Source organism: Turicimonas sp. TL08, assembly GCF_054660695.1.
Genome location: NZ_BAAGDP010000034.1, coordinates 1 through 18,755 on the forward strand (window position 1 = coordinate 1; position 18,755 = coordinate 18,755).

Sequence of the window (18,755 nt, forward strand, 5' to 3'; positions counted from 1 at the left end):
CTTTTGAATTTGCATATTCATTTGGTCTTTGCCACTAAGTACAGACGATATGTATTTACCAAACAGATATTGGACGCACTGAAAATAATTTTTCCCTCAGTTTGTAATGATTTTGAAGCTGACTTAGCGGAGTTTGATGGCGAAAAATATCACGTTCATTTGTTAATTACTTACCCACCTAAAGTCTCTATATCTCGTTCAGTCAATTCTCTGAAAGGAGTATCGGGCCGTCTTATTCGAAAAAAGAAATATCCCTCCATTCGTAGCCTGTTATGGAGGGATGCTCTCTGGGCTCTTTCTTATTTTGCTGCAAGTTGTGGGGGTGCCCCTATTTCTATTATCAAACAGTACATTGAACAACAGAATACGCCTGACTGAAAAAATTATTATATTCGACCCTTATATCCCCGTCCTAAAGGACGGTGTTTTACGGGTCGGTCTGATAAATCCAAATAGTTCTTTTTTGAAAAACAAATTATTTACTATTTTTTTATTGTTTATCTTTATAAAAAAATAATAACTAAAACTCATAAATTATTTAAACAAAGAAAACCTGTTTAATTTAATTTTTATCTCATTTTGACGAGAAAATAATCTCATTTTCTTTACCTAAGATACAACATCATGTTTTTTAATGAATATTTTTTTCTATTCAACAAACTAAAAAAAGATAGTTAGTTTAAAAAAATAATTTTTTTGTAGTAATATGAAGAGGAATTGATTAGTAACGATGTAGAGCCATGGAACCTCAAATCTTAGAACTTAGAAATCTAAAAGCTCAAAGAGACGCATTAGATAAACAAATTGAAGAAGCTTCCAAAAAAGCTCGTGAGGACGCTTTAAATATCTGTCGAGAGCTGATTAAAGAATACGATTTTGCACCCCAGGAACTTGGCCTTAAGAAAGCCATGAAAAGATCCAACTCTATTGCACCAAAATTTATTGGACCCAATGGGGAGACTTGGGCCGGCAGAGGCAGAAAGCCATTGTGGCTGCAGCAAGCTGAAGAGGAAGGAAAAACCGCAGAAGACTTCCGAATTCTTCCGCATTCATTTGAACCCAGAGGCTCTTAGAAATAGAAAGGAGCCGCACGGCTCCTTTCTATTTTCCAGATTAAATTTCAGTGACGAGTCTTAGGCTCGTCAACCAATCTTACATCGCTAATGGTTTTATGCTTGAGAATCCCAAGCTGATAAAGACATCTTCTGCGGTTGCAGCTTAAAGCAGAGGAGTGGCTCTTTGCCAACATTTTTGGACTCTTATGGCATCTTAACGAGGATGAAACCATTTTCTTTCTCGGGGTGCTAAAAATACTAACGAACTCATTCTAACAACATTCGAGTTAGGGTTTTTTCTTGTTAGTAGAAACACTATTATCCGAAAGTCGTATTTGTTAATATTAAGAAACATCTATTACAACTTTATGTTTTTATTACTTTTCGTTTCGCTTGAACGTTAAGCAAAAAATCAAAGGTTCAGGTACCCTATTACAGTTCGAAGTTAGTGTTAATCCGCACAAAGTTTTGTTCATGTAACATATCAGCTCTTTCGAAAAGCAAGAAAAATGGAACTACAAGGTTTAAGACAAGCCGCCTCCCAAGGAACAATTAGCCTTCCGCCTCCGAGAGATTCGGAAAAGCTGGAAGATATTCCTGTTCTTCGATCCTGTCTGGCTCTGGCCAGAGGTATCAGCGACTTTAGAGAAGCTTTTGCTACGAGCGTTTTTCCTGCCACTATCGGAAAACTGATGACAATCGTAGAGGCAAAAGAGCAGCTTTATTCAAAAGAAGAGCCCTTCACTCTTAAGGAATATTTTTATTCCACAATCGTGCCAAATCCCTCTGAACTTTCCATGGTAAGAATGGAGAGCTATGTCAACGCTTGTCTGGAACTTTATCCGAATTCAAATCTTTCATATATTTCTACTAAAACTATAGTAGAAATTGCTAACTTCTTCATTCAGGACAAAATTTCTTGGAGATTGTCGGACGATCCTCTACATGAAAAACCGTTTTTCCCTGAAGAAGAGATTATGTTCGGCTCAAAACTAAAGAAACAAATGAACAATTGGGAGGTCTATGCAAGAGAAATCCGTGACATGGACCCGTATGTACATTTGATTCTTACCGTTTTATATTTCGTTGCCCTTTCTCCTTTGAACAAACACAACGAAAGAACAAGTCAAATCCTCTATCAAATTGGCTTGCTTAGAAAAGGAATCGACTCTCCCTTCCCTTGTATTCAATTAGGAAAGGCAAAAAATACCACGGCGCACTTCGGAATTGAAGAAAGACTATATGGCCTAAGGACACGTCAGTGGACTCCATATCTTAAATATTCCTTGAACAATCTTTCTCGCGCTTTTAACTACAGCCTAGAGTTACTAAAGGCAATTGAACGCCTCTACGAACAAAGTAAGATATATCTTCAAGAAATCGGATTAGGAACTCATGTGGCTTTCTTACCAGCCATATTTGAATGTCCAGCTTGCAGAACCGGAGAATTTTCCAGTAAAACCGGCACACGCCGCCAAGTTGCAAGTCACATATTGAATGATTTGACGAGAGCTGACATTTTAGAAAGAGTCGAAGATGGGAGAGACAAGATTTTCTTCCATAAGCGGCTTATTGAAGCTCTAGAAAACAGAGAATATTCCTTCCAAACTTTCCGCCGGGAAATAGATCCATTTATTCCTTTGTACCAAAAAGGCACCCCAGGTCGTACTAAAAAAGAACCTGCTTAATCTATTTTTGTATTTCTAATAATTCTGAAATAGAAACTACATTTAGAAAAACAAATAAATAAAACTTATCTTATTTATTATTGCTATCTCAATATTGTATTCACAATTAAATATAGATAGAGACAATAAATAACTTCTTAAAAGATAGATAGAAATTAAAATATTAGTGTGAGCGGATGTTTATTAGAGATATTTTTAAATTTTTCTTTGAAATAAAAGTCAATAATTTTTCTTATTTACCAATCTATAAAATTATTTGGGAGGTAACGACAAAATCATTTTTATAGCACTTAAAGCTATCTGCTTTTCTTGCTAAGAATATCTCAAAATTATCACTTTAATTTTGATTTGTAAATCAATTTAAAACCCTCCTATACAAAAAACGATTTATTCAATATACAGATGATCAATGTTAAATAAACCGTTTATCTATGTATTGAAACAAGTTATAAGACAAATTTACTTTTTATATAATTTTTACAGATAGATCTATCTGAAAATATTTAATTAATTTGTATATCTAAGTTAACTAAAAATAAAAATTAATTCAAATTCTTAAAAATTTTACTAATTATTTCATGTTTATTCAATTAGTTAGTTAATAAAATTAATCTAAAATCTAATCCTGTTAGCTAATATTATTCTATTGGTCTCTATTTAATTATCTATTCCTAGTAAAACAGCCATTACTTATATTTATTTTCTGATAGATAAACACTTAAATAAATGAAAACCCTTCTTCCTAGTTTCAGGTACTAAGCGAAATGAAGAAGAAGGGTTACTGTTTAATGTAAAGTTAATATAGAAACTTAACTTTTATTAAGAGAATTTCTTGTTAACTAAATAATATGTTTCTTATCTAACTATTCTCATTTTTTTCTGTGCAATTGCTAAAAGAAGATTTTTAACTCCACTTGTTTTGAAAGCTACCTCGATCTTCTTATTCTCTCCCTGCCCTTCTATATTTTTGATCTTTCCTTCACCAAATTTCTCATGAAAAACAACAGTTCCAATGTTATATCCATCTGAGTTTTTAGAACTTTGGCGAATACTATTAATCTTGTTTTTATCTTCTTTAGTAATACCTATATTCTTGGCCCATTCAGGTACATTTTCATTATTTCTATATGTTTTCTTATAACCTGAATAACTATTTCCCTTATCTTCTGACCAGGAATTTTTACTGTTATAAGAGCCATAGTATCCCCCGCCGCTTCTGCCGCTGCCGAAGGACGAATAAGAGTCAGAATCTTCTTTCGGAGTGAGCCACTTCAGAGCATCTGCAGGAAGCTCGTCTAAAAAAGAACTCTTAACGTTATAGCGGGGCATACCGTGAAGAAGTCTCTGAGCTGCATAAGTCAAATACAGCTTTTTGCGTGAGCGGGTGATGGCTACATACATCAATCTTCTTTCTTCTTGAAGCTCTTTTGGTTCTGCTAGACACTTATCATGCGGGAACAGTCCGTTCTCCAATCCGGTAATAAACACATTGTTAAACTCCAGACCTTTGGAAGCATGGATGGTCATCAACTGCACAGCTTCCTCACCTGCTTTTGCTTGGTTGTCACCGGCTTCCAGCGTGGCTTGAGAAAGGAACAAAGTCAGCGGACTTAAGTTATCCACGTTTTCCTTGGAGTCATCTTCAAATCCTTCTTGACTCAGAAAAGCAGCGGCAGATGAAGTTAATTCTTCCAAGTTCTCTAAGCGTTCAGCTCCGTTTTCATCTGCTTCATAAAGTGCTTTGAGACCGCTTCTTTGTACGGTGTAATTAATAAGTGCCGTCAAAGGAAGAGAGAATCTCTTTGAACGGATGTCATTGATAATGTCTGTGAAAACTCTTACCTTATTTGCCGCTGCTCCGGAAAGCAACTGAGTTGCTTCAAATAATGAAATCTGGTTGTCTCGAGCCAAATCAATGAGATTTTCGACTGTCTTTGCACCGATGCCTCTTGCCGGTAAATTCACCACTCTCATAAATGCAGAATCGTCTGCGGTGTTTTCCGCCAGTCTTAAATATGCAAGGGCGTTCTTAATTTCAGCACGATCAAAGAACCGTAAGCCGCCGTAAACGGTGTATTTCACCCCGCGTCTGGTCAACTCAGTTTCGAGAGCACGAGACTGAGCATTAGAGCGGTAAAGAATGGCAATCTCACGAAGATCCTCGCCGTTTCTAACAAAGTCTTTGATGTTGTCAACCACAAAAGCTGCTTCTTCAGCCTCATCTCCGGCCTTGAAAACACGAATAAGATCCCCTTTCCCCGATTGTGTCCAGAGATTCTTACCAAGACGATCACTATTATTCGAAATCAAATAGTTAGCTGCATCTAAAATATTGCCTTGAGAGCGGTAGTTTTGTTCCAAACGGATTGGCTCCCCAATGGCAAAATCTCTGATGAAGTCCTTCATATTGCCGACGTTAGCACCGCGGAAAGCATAAATAGACTGGTCATCGTCACCCACAGCGAACACGGCGTTAGGTTTTCTGCCCTCTTCTCCGTGACCGGCCAACAGTTTGAGAAATTTGTACTGAAGCTTATTGGTATCTTGAAACTCGTCAACCAAAATAAATTTAAATCTGTCTTGGTAATGCTGACGAATCGGTTCGTTGTTCAGCAGCATTTCGTAAGTGCGGAGGATAAGCTCTCCGAAATCAACGGCCCCTTCTCTATTAATGACTTTTTCGTAAATTTCATAGACTCTAAGCAAGTCTCTTTCGCCGAAGCCGTAAGGTTTAATATCCTTGGCTCGAATTCCTTCTTCTTTTTGCTTATTGATATAGTTTTGAATCTTTCGGGCAGGAAGAACTTCTTCATTAATGTTGTTGGCCTTCATAATCCTCTTGATAGCCCCAAGCTGATCGCTCATGTCCAAGATGGCAAATGCGGCCGGTAAGCCGGCGGCCTCATGATGAAGTCTCAGCATTCGGTTGCATAGACCGTGGAAGGTACCTACCCACATCGCTCGAGTGTTTAGAGGCATCTTTGCTTGAAGACGGGTCATCATTTCACGTGCCGCTTTATTTGTGAAGGTAACAGCAAATAACTCAGCAGGAGTACAAAGCCTGTGTTCCAAGAGGAAAGCAATTCTTGAAATCAAAACGCTAGTCTTACCGGAACCTGCCCCGGCAAGAATAAGAGAGGACACCTCCGGCAAAGTAACAGCGGCCTTTTGCTGCTCATTTAAATTTGCTATTAAATCACTAGACATTATTTCTTCCTTTTTTTGAGGAAGTGAAGTCTAATGAGAATTCCTAGTTCGTACCACCTATTTGGTTAAAAGATTTGGAGTTTGTGATTCACTGCAGAAAAGAACCTTTTTGTATTTTCGTTTTCAACCAATTGATAATAAAAGTTTTTTCTTAACAAAGCTCAAAATCCTGCTAATTAACGCATAGAAATACATTAATTGACCACAAAGAGTAAAAAAATAGAAGGACAACCAACCTTATAATTAAAGGATTTTCAAATAGATCATTCAATCGAAGAAGAAATGCGCGAAACTTACGAACCGTCAGAAGTTGAGACCACTCAACAAGCCCACTGGCGCGCCAAAGATGTCTACCGCGCGGTAGAACACGCTTTAGATGCCAACGGGAAAGAAAAACCCAAGTTCTATGTCTGTTCAATGCTTCCATACCCGAGCGGAAAGCTTCATATGGGGCATGTCAGAAATTACACCCTCAATGACGTTATGTACAGATACCTTCGCATGAAAGGTATGAATGTCATGACTCCGATGGGCTGGGACTCCTTCGGCTTGCCTGCGGAAAATGCAGCTATCAATAAGAAAGTTGCTCCGGCTGAGTGGACCTATCAAAACATCGCCGATATGAAAAGCCAAATGGAACCATTAGGCTTAGCTTTTGACTGGTCTCGCGAAGTCACAACTTGCAAACCGGATTACTACCGCTGGAATCAGTGGATGTTCTTAAAAATGCTTGAAAAAGGCATTGCTTACCGCAAGACTCAGATCGTCAACTGGGACCCGGTTGATCACACCGTCCTTGCAAATGAACAGGTAATTGACGGTAAGGGCTGGCGCAGCGGAGCTCCCGTAGAAAAAAGAGAAATTCCTGGGTATTACTTAGGCATCACGCAGTACGCTGAAGAACTCTTGGAAGATTTAAAGCTTCTTGACGGCTGGCCCGAACAGGTGCGCCGCATGCAAGAACACTGGATCGGCAAATCTTACGGTGTAAATTGCAGCTTCCCATATGAGTTGGACGGCGAGAAAAAAGTTCTCAAAGTCTATACAACAAGACCCGACACAATTATGGGTGTGACTTTTGTGGCAGTTGCGGCAGAACATCCTCTTGCACTGCGCCTGGCTAAAGATAATCCGACTGTCGATGCCTTTGTCAAAGAATGCCAAAAAGGTTCTGTTTCAGAAGCCGATATCGCCACAATGGAAAAGAAAGGCATTCCGACCGGCTTTTATGTTAAACATCCTCTTACCGGTAAAGATGTTGAAGTGTGGGTGGGCAACTATGTGCTTATGTCTTACGGTGAAGGCGCTGTCATGGGCGTACCGGCTCACGATGAAAGAGATTTCGCATTTGCCCTCAAGTACGGTCTGCCTATCGAACAAGTGATCGGTAAAGAAGGTCATGAATTTGACAAAACCCAATGGCATGATTGGTATGCAGATAAAGAAAATATTTTCTGCGTGAATTCCGGCAAATATAACGGCCTGAATTTCGAAGAAGCCCGTGAAGCCGTTGCAGCTGACCTAAAAGCACTTGATCTCGGCTACCTCCAAGTTCAATACCGTTTGCGTGACTGGGGCATCTCCCGTCAGAGATATTGGGGCACACCGATTCCTATCGTTCACTGTCCTCACTGCGGCCCGGTGCCGGTCCCTGAAGAAGACCTTCCGGTAATACTTCCCGAAAACTTGATTCCGGACGGCTCCGGCAATCCTCTCAATAAAGACGAAGCTTTCTTGAATTGCAAGTGTCCGAAATGCGGTGCTCCTGCTAAGAGAGAAACCGATACCATGGATACCTTCGTAGACTCCAGCTGGTACTACATGCGCTATTGCTCTCCTGATTGTGATACAGCCATGGTTGACAAGCGCAATGATTACTGGATGCCAATGGATCAGTATATCGGCGGTATTGAGCATGCGGTGCTCCATTTGCTCTATGCACGTTTCTGGACCAAAGTAATGCGTGACCTGGGCTTGGTTAACTTTGACGAACCGTTCAAACGCCTCTTTACTCAAGGCATGCTTACCGCAGAATGCTATTACCGAGAACTGCCTGACGGCGGAAAACGCTGGTTCTATCCGAGCGAATTGAATATTGAATACGATGCTAAGGGCAAACCGGTTAGCATTACCTGCAAGGAAGACGGACTTCCGGTCAAGAGCGGCGGCATTGAAAAGATGTCTAAATCCAAGAATAACGTTGTTGAGCCGTCTGCGATTATCGGCAAATTCGGTGCCGATACCGCCCGTGCTTTCGTTATGTTCGCCGGACCACCCGACCAGAGCGCTGCTTGGAGCGATTCCGGAGCGGAAGGTACCTTCCGCTTCCTGAAGCGCTTATGGGCTTTTGGCTTCAAGAACCAGGACATTATCCGCGAAAACGTTCAGGTTGTTGGCGCTCCTTTGTCTCATGAAGATAAAGAAGTCAGAAAAGAAATTTACACAGCTCTCAAACAAGCCACTTATGACTTGGACCGCATGCAGTACAACACCGTTGTTTCTGCCGCAATGAAGATGCTGAACTCTTTGGATACCTTGAAAAACAAGGATCAACAAGGAACGAAAGCCGTTATCAATGAAGGCTTTTCCATTCTGCTTCGTACCCTTTATCCGATTGCGCCTCATATTTGCGCTCAATTATTTGAAGATTTGGGTTACGAAGAAAGAACCGGCACATCCATTTTGGATGCCGCATGGCCTGAAGTGGACAATTCTGCCTTGGTTTCTGACGAAATCAAGTACATGATCCAGATCAACGGCAAGTTAAGAGGTCAATTCACTGTTCCTGTTGACGCCGGCACTGAGGACATTAAGAAAGCAGCGTTGGCAAATCCGGATGCTGTCCGCTTCATCGACGGCAAGGAACCAAGAAAGATTATCGTGGTTCCGAAGAAACTTGTTAACATTGTTGTTTAGTTGATAAACCGGAGGCAGGAAGCTTCTTCCTGCCTCTTTTCCAAAGTGAAAAACCCATGAGTTTTAAAAATACCGGCGGATTGTCCAGACGTTCCTTTGTCGCATTCTCTGCCCTGCTGCTAAGCGGATGCGGATGGCATCTAAGAGGAATTCAAGAAGTACCTCTCGAGAGCATGTGCATTGATTTAGGGCCGAACTCTGCAATCGGAGCCATGATCAAGCGAAATCTCCGCGCCCGTACGGACATAGAAATTGTCGAAGATAAAGAAAAAGCCGAAGCCATCTTTAAACTCATCTCTTTGAACCGTGGATCTTCTATTTTGGCTTATAACTCCGAAGGTCAGGCCAGAATATACAGCTTAATCTTATCAGCCCGTTTTACCGTTACTTTGCAAAACGGAGCCGAAGTTATTCCTCCAACTACAGTCTCTACTTCCAGAGAAATGACATGGGACGAACGCGATTACAACGGCCGTGCCCAGGAAGAACAGCTTCTATATCAAGAAATGGAAACGAACATCATCCATTTAATTGTTAACCGACTCTCTCATCTCACGCCGGAACAGGTGCAACAAGCTAAGAAAGTCGATGGCTAATTTTGCAGGAACCTCCGTTAGACTCAATCCTCTAACTATCATTGTCGGAGAAGAGGATCTCATTGCTATTGAGTCCTTGGACCAAATAAGAGCTGAAGCTAGAAAACAAGGTTTTACTGAAAGAGTCAGCTTTAATTTTGACGGAACGTCGGATTATTCTCCTCTTCTTCAATCGATGGGTGATATGTCCCTTTTCGGAGAGAAAAAGCTCATTGAAATCAGGTTGACCACGGGAAATCCGGGTTTAAAAAAAGGCCCCGAAACCCTGGCCGCTTTAGCCGAAGCAGTCGGTGATGGTCTAATTGCGGTGATTTCTTTGCCCGGCGCCTTATATGAATATCAAAAAAAAGCCTGGTTTAAAAAAATCTCTTCGTCTGCGGCCATTATTAACGCCGGACTAGTTTCCAGACAGCAACTACCAGGGTGGATTAGAAAAAGAGCTTCGATAAACGGGCAAAATCTTTCTGAAGAGGCAGCGCAATTCTTAGCCGCCTCTACCGAAGGCAATTTACTGGCTTGTGCTCAGGAAATCAACAAACTTGCCCTTCTTTGTCCTCCGGGAAATATAGAGCTGAAAGACCTTTTAGAAGCGGTTTCAGATGTTTCTCGATTCAATCCTCAAGATTTGGCTGATTCAATTCTTGAAGGTAACGTCCAACGAATTTCAAAAATCATTGATGGTCTTAAAGGAGAAAACGTAAGCATCCCCTCCTTCCTTTGGCTTTTGAATGATGATATTAGAAATCTGATTCTATTAAATCAAGGAGGCTCTCCTTCTTCTATAAGAGGCTTGCCTTCTCGCAAAACGATGCTTGCAAACCTTGCTCGCCGTGTGCCTTTGGCTCTTTTGGAAAAAGTGGTACATCGCTACAACAATGTAGAAAAAATGTCCAAAGGCTTTAAGGTTTCACAATCGCAAGGAGATCCATGGCAAGAATTAAAAGCCGCAGCTCTTTTACTTTGTATTAGCAGGAAATAATTATGTCCTCTACCATTAGCGCACAAAATGCTGAATACATGAAAAATCTTGGAGAAAAGGCACGAAAAGCAGCCACCATTCTGGCTAAAACTCCTGCCCAAGTAAAAAACAACACTCTAAATACTCTTGCTGATTTGCTTTTAAAAAATGCTGAGAAAATCTATCTCGCAAATGAAAAAGATTTAATAGCGGGTAAAGAGAAAGGATTGTCCGAAGCCTTTCTTGACAGATTAACGATTTCAGAGAAAGTTTTAAACCAAATGTGCATTGGCTTAAAACAAATCGCAGGACTCAACGACCCGATTGGGGAAATCTTAGAGATGAAGCCTCAGCCCTCCGGCATCCAAGTCGGAAGGATGAGAGTCCCCCTCGGAGTAATCGGAATCATCTACGAATCTCGTCCGAATGTAACGATTGATGCCGCGGCTTTATGTTTGAAAAGCGGAAATGCCGTCATCTTGCGTGGAGGCTCCGATGCCCGATGCTCTAACCAAGTCCTTGGCGAATGCATCCAAGAAGCTTTGAGACTTAACTATCTTCCCGAAGAATCAGTTCAAGTTATCACTAATCCGGATAGAGAATTGGTCGGTGCTCTTATCACAGCCAGAAAATACGTAGATGTAATTGTGCCCAGAGGCGGAAAGAGCTTAATTTCAAGACTTATGGAAGAAGCCACCGTTCCGATGATCAAACACTTGGACGGCATCTGCCATACTTATGTTGATATGAGTGCGGATTTGGAACTCGCTTGGAAAGTGTGTGACAATGCAAAGACACAGAGATTTTCTCCATGCAACGCTATGGAAACTCTTCTTGTGAATAAAAATATCGCAGCCATCTTTCTTCCAAAAATGACCTCTATTTATTTAGAGAAAGGAGTGGAGCTCCGCTGCGATCCAGAATCAAGAAAAATTCTGACGGACGCAGGCTTCGATGACATCAAAACTGCATCCGAAGAAGATTGGTCAACAGAATATAACGCTCCTATTCTTTCTATAAAAATAGTCTCTAGTGTGGATAAAGCGATAGAACACATTAATCAATACGGATCTAAACACACGGATGCCATCATCACTAACAATTTGGTATCTAGTCAAAAATTTCTTAGAGAAGTCGATTCCTCTTCCGTCATGCTCAACACCTCCACCAGATTTGCAGACGGCTTTGAATATGGCCTAGGAGCAGAAATCGGCATTTCCAACGATAAGTTACATGCTAGAGGCCCCGTTGGTCTGGAGGGACTGACCAGCCTTAAGTACATCGTAATTGGACACGGGGAATTAAGAAAATGAGCGAAAAGCTAAACAAATACTACGCCGTAATACCTCTTTCTTTAGAAAGTCTCTTCGAAGAAGAGCTTAAACAGTTGGGCATTACTGAATTCAAGTCAAAAAAGGCCGGCTGCTTCTTCACAACAACAACGCTGGGAATGATGAAGGCAAATCTTTGGACGAGATATGCTTCACGTATTCTTCTGGAGGTAGGCGAGAGAAACTACAGAACGGAAGACGACATCTACAAGTTCACCTTCTCCATTCCTTGGGAAAATTACTTTACGGAAAAACAGTCCATCAAGATTTCTCTGTCAGCCAAGAATTGCCCTCTCAAGAGCATAAACTTCCTAACTTTAAGAGTTAAGGATGCCGTTTGTGACCGTTTCCGCGAAAGATCGGGAGCTCGCCCGGACGTTGAAAAACACAACCCGGATATCCAGATTTTCGTTTTTGTAGACAACCAAAAAGTCACCCTCTATCTTGACACCTCCGGTGAGTCCTTGTTCAAGAGAGGTTGGAGACGGGATAAAGGAGAAGCACCGCTGAAAGAAAACCTGGCCGCAGGATTGATCGGACTTTCCGGTTGGGAGCCTTCTCAGCCCTTATATGATCCCTTCTGCGGATCAGGAACGATTATTATTGAAGCAGCCACAATCGCAATCAATATGGCTCCGGGCATCACAAGAAGATTCGGATTTGAAAAATTTAAATTCTTTAATTCTGAAGTCTGGCAAGGCCTTAAAACTGAAGCAAGAGCCGCCATCAATTGGGACGTCGATATTAATCTTGCAGGCAGCGATATTTCTACTCAGATCATAGAGAAGGCCAGTAAGAATGCCCAGTTAGCCGGATTAACAAAGCTATTGATTGAGCGTAAAATTAAGTTTTTCCCATGCGATGCAAGAGAGGCACGACCAACATCGGAGACTCCCGGAGTCATAATTGCAAACCCTCCTTACGGTGAACAATCAAATCCGAAGTCTGCTTCAGTTGCTTCCATGATGAAAAACGTTGCTGACAACCTCAAGCATAATTTTGAGAACTGGGTTGTTTGGATGCTTACCAGCGATCTGAACTTACCTCGTCAAATGAGATTGCAGGAATCTAGAAAGATAGTGATCTTTAACGGTCCGCTGGAATGCAGATTCTTCCGCTTTTTGATGATTCCCGGTTCCAACCGCAGAGAGTCGAAGGCAGTGAAAACCTCATCACCAAAGGAATAAGAATATGTCTGAAAAAGACTTCGATGTAGTACAAATGAGAACTGAGCTTCATGAAATGCCGGAATTGGGATTCCATGAAGAAAAAACTTCAAAATATGTTGTTAATAAGCTCAAAGAGCTTGGTCTTAACCCGCAGACAGGAATTGGAGGAACCGGTGTCGTCGCCTATATTGACGGAACTGAACCTGGTCCTACAGTCATGGTAAGAGCCGACATGGATGCCCTTCCATTCGTAATCGACAACAAACCATGCTCCATTCATGCATGCGGTCACGATTCTCATACCGCTATGCTTCTTGCTTTAGCTGCTAAGTTAGTCGGTAATGTCAAGAAAGGACGCGTAAAACTCTTCTTCCAGCCGGCTGAAGAGACATTGCTTGGCGCAGTAAGATCTATCGAAGATGGCGTACTCGACGATGTTGACGTTGCTTTCGGCGCTCACGTTCGCCCGATTCAAGATATTCCTGACGGAACAGTTTGCGCTGCCGTTCGCCACACTTCCAGTACTTTCCTTGAAGTTGAATTAAAGGGCAAAACTTGTCATGCTGCTCGTCCCCATTTAGGATGCAGCGTTGTTGAAGCAGCTGTTTTAGCAACTAACGCAGTTAATGCTATTTGGATGAACCCGGGCAAAGTTTGGTCTGCCAAGGTAACAGCAATCAACTGCTGCGGTTCTGCCTCCAACATCATTCCGGACCATGGCAAGATGATCTTAGACTGCCGTGCTCAAGATAATCCGACAATGAAAGAAATGTTGGACAAAATTAAGAGAGCTATCCTTAATGCCGCTGAGGCAGTCGGCGTTGAAGCTACCGTTAATTTCCCCGGCGGAATCATCCCTGCAGCTGAGTACGATGAAGGATTGGTTGCTGAAACCGCAGGTATTATTAAAGAAGTCTTGGGCGATGACAAGTTAGCCAAAGACTGCGGAGGCGGCGGAGAAGATTTCCACTATTTCGTTCAGAAGAAACCTTCTATTCGTACTGCCTACATCGGCGTAGGTACAGGCGTCACTCCGGGCCTTCACGATCCGAAGATGACTATGAACCCAGAATCATTACGCAACGGTGTTGCAGTATTAGAAAAGATGGTTCTTAACCAAGTAGGTTAATTCCACCGTTGAAAAAGCGCCCTTGAGGCGCTTTTGAATTTCTCGAGAAAAACCAGAGGCCGAACACTCGGCCTCTGTTTTTACCTAACGATCGTATTACTTAGCAGCTGCTTTTGGAGCTTCACCGCGAGGAATAATAACTCCTGTCGGCTGTTGGGAAGCATTACGTCCGGCGATTCTACCGAATGTAACGATATCAGCCATAGCGTTGCCGCCTAAACGGTTTGCACCGTGGACACCGCCTGTAACTTCACCGGCAGCAAAGAGACCAGGAATAACGTGACCTTTAGTGTCAAGAACCTGAGCCTGAGAGTTAATTCTCAAACCGCCCATTGTATGGTGAACAGCAGGTGTAACCATTACTGCATAGTACGGGGCTTGAGTAAGAGGTCTTGGCATATCAGCACGGCCGAATTCTGAATCTTTGCCAGCCTTCTGATCCTTAGTGTATTTATCTACAGTTGCCTGGAGCTGCTTTCCATCGACACCAATCTTCTGAGCGAGTTCGTGAAGATCTTTTCCTTCAGTAACCATACCGCCCTTGATGTAAGTTTCGATGGCCTTAAGGCTCTTTCTAACATCGTTATCGAATAAGAGGAAGCCAACTTTATCTTTTTGAGCGAGTTCAGCAGCGGAAACTACGTCGCGAGTCTGAAGTTCATTGATGAAGCGCTTGCCGTCTTTGTTAACGAGGATAGCACCGTTGCCGCGAACAGCTTCAGTGATCATTTCGCCTTTGCCCGGAACAACTGTCGGGTGAGTTTGAATCTGCTTCATGTCAACAGTAGCAGCACCAGCCTTTTCACCTAAGGTGATACCGTCGCCAGTTGCGCCAGTGTGGTTGGTTGTAGCAAAGCCTTTAAGCTTCGGATTCAACTTAACAACCATATCCTGGTTGGCAGAGAAGCCACCGGCAGCCAAAACAACTGCAGGAGCCATGACTTCATACTGTTTTTTGCCCTTTGTGTACTTAACACCGACAACCTTACCGTCTTTAACGATGAGTTCATCAGCCTTAGCCATTGTGCGTACATCAATACCGCGGTCCTTAGAAGCCTGAGCTAAAGTTTTAACAACGTTAGCACCAACGAAACCACCGCCTGTCGGACGGTGAGAGCGCTTCTGGGAAGCACCCGCCATCATACCGACGTCTGTCAAGTCACCACCCAAGCCGTTGATGAAGTCAACAGACTCAGCAGCGTGATCTGTAAGAGTGTGGACCAAATCAGGGTTGTTCAAGTACTTGCCGCCCTTCATTGTGTCGTTGTAGTGAGATTCTTTACTGTCCTTGATACCTGCCTTGGCTTGAGGCTGAGATTCTGCGGCGTTCAATCCGCCAGCTGCACGATTGGTGTTACCTCCCAAGTAAGCCATCTTTTCCAAAACGATGACTTTCTTGCCTAAATCATGAGCAGTAACAGCTGCGGAGAGACCAGCACCACCAGCGCCGACTACGATGACATCGGCTTTATCTGCTGCCAATGCAGGAACAGCAAACACAGCAGAAACAAGTGATGCTACGAGAATTTTTTTCATTGGAGTTCTCCTTAAATTTGTACTATTTAGCAATTAGTTGCTTAATCACTAGCTTTGTCAGCTGAGCACTGACTGTTAAAAATTATATTATTTTTGCAATTTTCTTATAGGGTTAAATCTTTGGGAAAAATACGGAGGGATAACAATTTATTAAATTTTTATCCTTAAAAATCAATATGTTTTATTTTTTCTTTGCGTTTCTCTAATCGCATTATTTCTCAGAAAAAATCCATTTTTAGAGTATGTTTTTTACCACACTTTTTAGGTACCTCTGCTGGGAGATCAAATACAACTCAGAAAAAAAAATCCTCCCGCTAAGGAGGACTTGATAAAACAATAGAGTTAATTATTTCAGCACGGTAGGAAGCTTGTAATCATACTCAGGTTTTAGAATTTCTAATGTGTAGAGTTTCTTCAAAGCATCATAGTAAGCAAGTTCTTCACCCATAGAGTCGGCTTGAGCTAACTCTTCTTTGATTCTTTGAAAGTCTTGGTCATCCTTAGGAGCGCTCTTACTAGATTCGACATAAGAGATAACGTAATCTTCGTGGTTCATTGCACCCGTATAAGCAGGAAGATTCTTAACGGGAATAGCCATCTCTGCCGAAATCAAATCCTGAGACTGACCCAAAGAATTGACTCGGGATACCGTAATAGTTTTTCCAAAGCCTGCGAGATTGGATTTGTTTTGGAGTTCTTTTAATTTTTCTTCGCCGGCTTGACGTGCTAATTCGGTTGCAGCGGAGAGTTCAAGAGAATCTTTGATTTCATTCTTAACTTCGCTCAGAGAACGAATATGCTCAGGATTTTCTTTAACAACTCTCGCGGAGACGATAGTATTACTGTTGATTTCTACAGCAGAAATATTTCTCTTATCTGCAATTGAGTCTGGCTGGAAGAGTTCAGCAATTACTCTCTTATTAATATCAGGAGTATTTAGAGAAGGATCCAAGAAACCGTTTTCCGTAAGTCCGGGAGCCTTATGGAGACTTAAGCCAAACTTTTCAACTACGGGCTGCAAAGATTCGCTCTGTTCGTAAACCATATTAGAGAACGTATCGGCATTTTCAGCAAACACATTATGTCTCTGCTGATTTTGCCAGGTAGTCAAAATTTCAGGTTCAACCTCCTCGAACGGCTTAATAGAGGCAGGACGAACGTCTGTCACTTCAATGATGTGGTAACCGAATTCAGATTTAACCGGTCCTACGATGTCTCCTTTCTTTGCTGAGAATACTGCATTTTCAAATTCAGGAACCATCATACCTTTACTGAAGAAGTCTAAATCACCACCGTTTCGAGCGCTTCCCGGATCAGCAGAATTTTCTTTTGCTACTTCAGCAAAGGAAGCAGGATTTGCTTTAACTTCAGCATAGAGTTTTTCCGCTTTAGCCTTAGCTTCTGCATCTGCCTTAGCTGCATCTTTTTCATTTTCGTCAGCAACAATCAAAATATGAGAAGCACGGCGGGTTTCTTCCTGGCTGAACTTGCTCTTATTCTGTTCGTAATATTGTTTAAGGACTTCTTGTGACGGCTTATCTTGAACCTTGATAGTTTCCGGGGAGAACACTACGTATTCAATGTCCAAAGTTTGCGGGACTCGGAACATTTCTTTGTTATCGTCATAGAACTTCTGAATCTGCTCTTCAGTAATCTTAACGTCCTTTCTATAAGCATCCGGGGAGAAGACTAAAGTTCTGACCTCTCTTTCTTCCCGCAAAGCTGCATTTAAGAACTCGGCAGTTTTAGCAGGAACGATTACAGTTCTTGAAACAGCATTAATAACGAGGTCTTTGGCCAAATCTCTTCTTAATTCGTAAACGAATTGTTCGTCGCTTTTGCCAGTTGCTGCTAAATAATTTTGGTAAAGTTCAGGGCTGAATTTCCCATCTTTCTGGAAAGCTTTAGCATTTTTAATAAAGTTAATAGCTTCTTGTTCAGAAATATTGATGTAATGATGTTGGAGCAAAGCGTTAACTGCTTTTTCGGTCGTTAAGTTATAAAGAATTGCAGCATTTGCTTCCGGAGTGTCAAACAATGAAGAATCCACCGATCCACCCTGTTGGACTCGGATTCTTTCAATATGATTGCGCTTAGCAGCATCAAATTCTTCAGGCTGGATCCCTTTGCCGTCAACTTTAGCGATTGCGTTTGCGTCAGGATTCAGACGGCTGTATCCGTTAATACCAATAAATACAAACGCCGGGATGATAAGAATCATCGCTAAGAGCATCAACCATCTTTTTTGATTTCTAAAAGATTGGAACATCTAGTCCTCTTCCTTTCAGGTACGTTTAAAAAATTCTTTTGATTATCCTCTATTTTGCGATTATTAACCACGAGCCCACATCGAAAAATGTCGATTTTAGAAAGCGTTGAGTGACTCATATTGCATTTGTGAGCAGTCCTTTTCTTTGTTACTTTTTGAATAACTTTTCCAATGCACAACAACCATTTGAAAATTCAATATTTTTTTGAAAAACAAAAAAATTTAGAATTGTTTTTGAAATTTAACTTGCATGATTTCGAAAAGCCTGTACAATGCGCTTCTCTCGCGAAACGAAGCAAACAAGAATTCTTTTCGACAGAGAGGAGTGGTAGTTCAGTTGGTTAGAATATCGGCCTGTCACGCCGAGGGTCGCGGGTTCGAGTCCCGTCCACTCCGCCAAAATTTTGGTCCGAATTTATAAATAAGTTCGGACCTTTTCATTTTTCGTTGTTTGTTCTTTCAATCTGATTTTTTTGTTACCACTCAGAGCGAAAACTTATCTGTCCTGTAAATCCCGAAATCCACAAATCTGAAAAAATTTAAGACAGGACTTGCAGTATTTCAAAAAGTCTGTACAATGCGCTTCTCTCGCAAAACGAAGTAGTCAACAATTCGTTTCGACAGAGAGGAGTGGTAGTTCAGTTGGTTAGAATATCGGCCTGTCACGCCGAGGGTCGCGGGTTCGAGTCCCGTCCACTCCGCCAAAATTTTGGTCCGAATTTTTAAATAAGTTCGGACCTTTTCATTTCTTCGTTATTGCAGCTGGCAGACTAAATCTTTGGAACCCGGAGCAAAGTCAAGGAGAAAAGTCAGTAAATTCCCTAATCTTGCGAGGCAAGATTCAAAATTTTTTTATTTTTTTTATTCCGTGTGAAGTTGGTTGAAATTCAGATCCACTCAA

General features: G+C 41.7%; 13 protein-coding genes and 2 tRNA genes. 11 read left to right on the forward strand and 4 right to left on the reverse strand.

Going from position 1 to position 18,755, the window contains the following annotated elements; translation table 11 throughout:
• The coding region (gene tnpA, locus ACYQ4O_RS12070; RefSeq protein ID WP_460175772.1) for an IS200/IS605 family transposase at positions 1 to 378 on the forward strand (378 nt) is incomplete at its 5' end.
• A 362-nt stretch (positions 379 to 740) separates the two neighbouring features.
• Positions 741 to 1,073 carry an H-NS histone family protein gene (locus ACYQ4O_RS12075; protein ID WP_460175773.1) on the forward strand — a complete coding sequence of 111 codons (333 nt, stop codon included), beginning with the start codon at positions 741 to 743 and terminating at the stop codon, positions 1,071 to 1,073.
• A 47-nt stretch (positions 1,074 to 1,120) separates the two neighbouring features.
• Here ACYQ4O_RS12075 and ACYQ4O_RS12080 read toward each other — a convergent pair whose 3' ends face one another.
• On the reverse strand, positions 1,121 to 1,249 hold the full coding sequence (locus ACYQ4O_RS12080; RefSeq protein WP_460175774.1) for a hypothetical protein: 129 nt from the start codon (positions 1,247 to 1,249) through the stop codon (positions 1,121 to 1,123).
• 315 nt (positions 1,250 to 1,564) lie between these two features.
• On the opposite strand from ACYQ4O_RS12080, the gene ACYQ4O_RS12085 reads away from it, so the two are divergent.
• Positions 1,565 to 2,743 carry a Fic family protein gene (locus ACYQ4O_RS12085; protein ID WP_460175775.1) on the forward strand — a complete coding sequence of 393 codons (1,179 nt, stop codon included), beginning with the start codon at positions 1,565 to 1,567 and terminating at the stop codon, positions 2,741 to 2,743.
• Positions 2,744 to 3,598: 855 nt separating this feature from the next.
• Here ACYQ4O_RS12085 and ACYQ4O_RS12090 read toward each other — a convergent pair.
• Positions 3,599 to 5,950 (reverse strand): UvrD-helicase domain-containing protein, encoded by a 2,352-nt coding sequence (locus ACYQ4O_RS12090; protein WP_460175776.1) that lies wholly within the window; start codon positions 5,948 to 5,950, stop codon positions 3,599 to 3,601.
• 282 nt (positions 5,951 to 6,232) lie between these two features.
• Here ACYQ4O_RS12090 and leuS point away from each other — a divergent pair, with 282 nt between their 5' ends.
• Genes leuS through ACYQ4O_RS12120 form a run of 6 tightly spaced genes read left to right on the forward strand, consistent with a single transcriptional unit; the run spans position 6,233 to position 14,049 of the window.
• Positions 6,233 to 8,866, forward strand: coding sequence for a leucine--tRNA ligase (gene leuS, locus ACYQ4O_RS12095; protein ID WP_460175777.1), 2,634 nt, complete (start codon positions 6,233 to 6,235; stop codon positions 8,864 to 8,866).
• Positions 8,867 to 8,922: 56 nt separating this feature from the next.
• Positions 8,923 to 9,462 carry an LPS-assembly lipoprotein LptE gene (locus ACYQ4O_RS12100; protein WP_460175778.1) on the forward strand — a complete coding sequence of 180 codons (540 nt, stop codon included), beginning with the start codon at positions 8,923 to 8,925 and terminating at the stop codon, positions 9,460 to 9,462.
• Positions 9,455 to 10,441 (forward strand): DNA polymerase III subunit delta, encoded by a 987-nt coding sequence (holA, locus tag ACYQ4O_RS12105; protein ID WP_460175779.1) that lies wholly within the window; start codon positions 9,455 to 9,457, stop codon positions 10,439 to 10,441. Before ACYQ4O_RS12100 ends, holA begins: the two co-directional genes overlap by 8 nt.
• A gap of 2 nt (positions 10,442 to 10,443) precedes the next feature.
• On the forward strand, positions 10,444 to 11,733 hold the full coding sequence (locus ACYQ4O_RS12110; protein ID WP_460175780.1) for a glutamate-5-semialdehyde dehydrogenase: 1,290 nt from the start codon (positions 10,444 to 10,446) through the stop codon (positions 11,731 to 11,733).
• Complete coding sequence (locus ACYQ4O_RS12115) at positions 11,730 to 12,938, forward strand: THUMP domain-containing class I SAM-dependent RNA methyltransferase (RefSeq protein WP_460175781.1); 1,209 nt, start codon at positions 11,730 to 11,732, stop codon at positions 12,936 to 12,938. The genes ACYQ4O_RS12110 and ACYQ4O_RS12115 overlap by 4 nt, the downstream gene beginning before the upstream one ends.
• A gap of 4 nt (positions 12,939 to 12,942) precedes the next feature.
• Complete coding sequence (locus ACYQ4O_RS12120) at positions 12,943 to 14,049, forward strand: amidohydrolase (RefSeq protein ID WP_308514898.1); 1,107 nt, start codon at positions 12,943 to 12,945, stop codon at positions 14,047 to 14,049.
• Between the two features lie 96 nt (positions 14,050 to 14,145).
• Here the strand turns inward: ACYQ4O_RS12120 and ACYQ4O_RS12125 are convergent, their stop codons facing one another.
• Both ACYQ4O_RS12125 and ACYQ4O_RS12130 read right to left on the reverse strand, forming a co-directional pair.
• Entirely contained in the window at positions 14,146 to 15,585 is a 1,440-nt protein-coding gene (locus tag ACYQ4O_RS12125) for a flavocytochrome c (protein WP_308514897.1), read from the reverse strand.
• Positions 15,586 to 15,931: 346 nt separating this feature from the next.
• Complete coding sequence (locus ACYQ4O_RS12130; RefSeq protein WP_460175782.1) at positions 15,932 to 17,854, reverse strand: peptidylprolyl isomerase; 1,923 nt, start codon at positions 17,852 to 17,854, stop codon at positions 15,932 to 15,934.
• A gap of 322 nt (positions 17,855 to 18,176) precedes the next feature.
• Between ACYQ4O_RS12130 and ACYQ4O_RS12135 the strand changes: the two genes are divergently transcribed.
• Both ACYQ4O_RS12135 and ACYQ4O_RS12140 read left to right on the forward strand, forming a co-directional pair.
• Positions 18,177 to 18,253, forward strand: a tRNA-Asp gene (locus ACYQ4O_RS12135).
• A gap of 228 nt (positions 18,254 to 18,481) precedes the next feature.
• Positions 18,482 to 18,558 (forward strand) — tRNA-Asp (locus ACYQ4O_RS12140).
• The last annotated feature ends 197 nt before the right edge of the window (positions 18,559 to 18,755 follow it).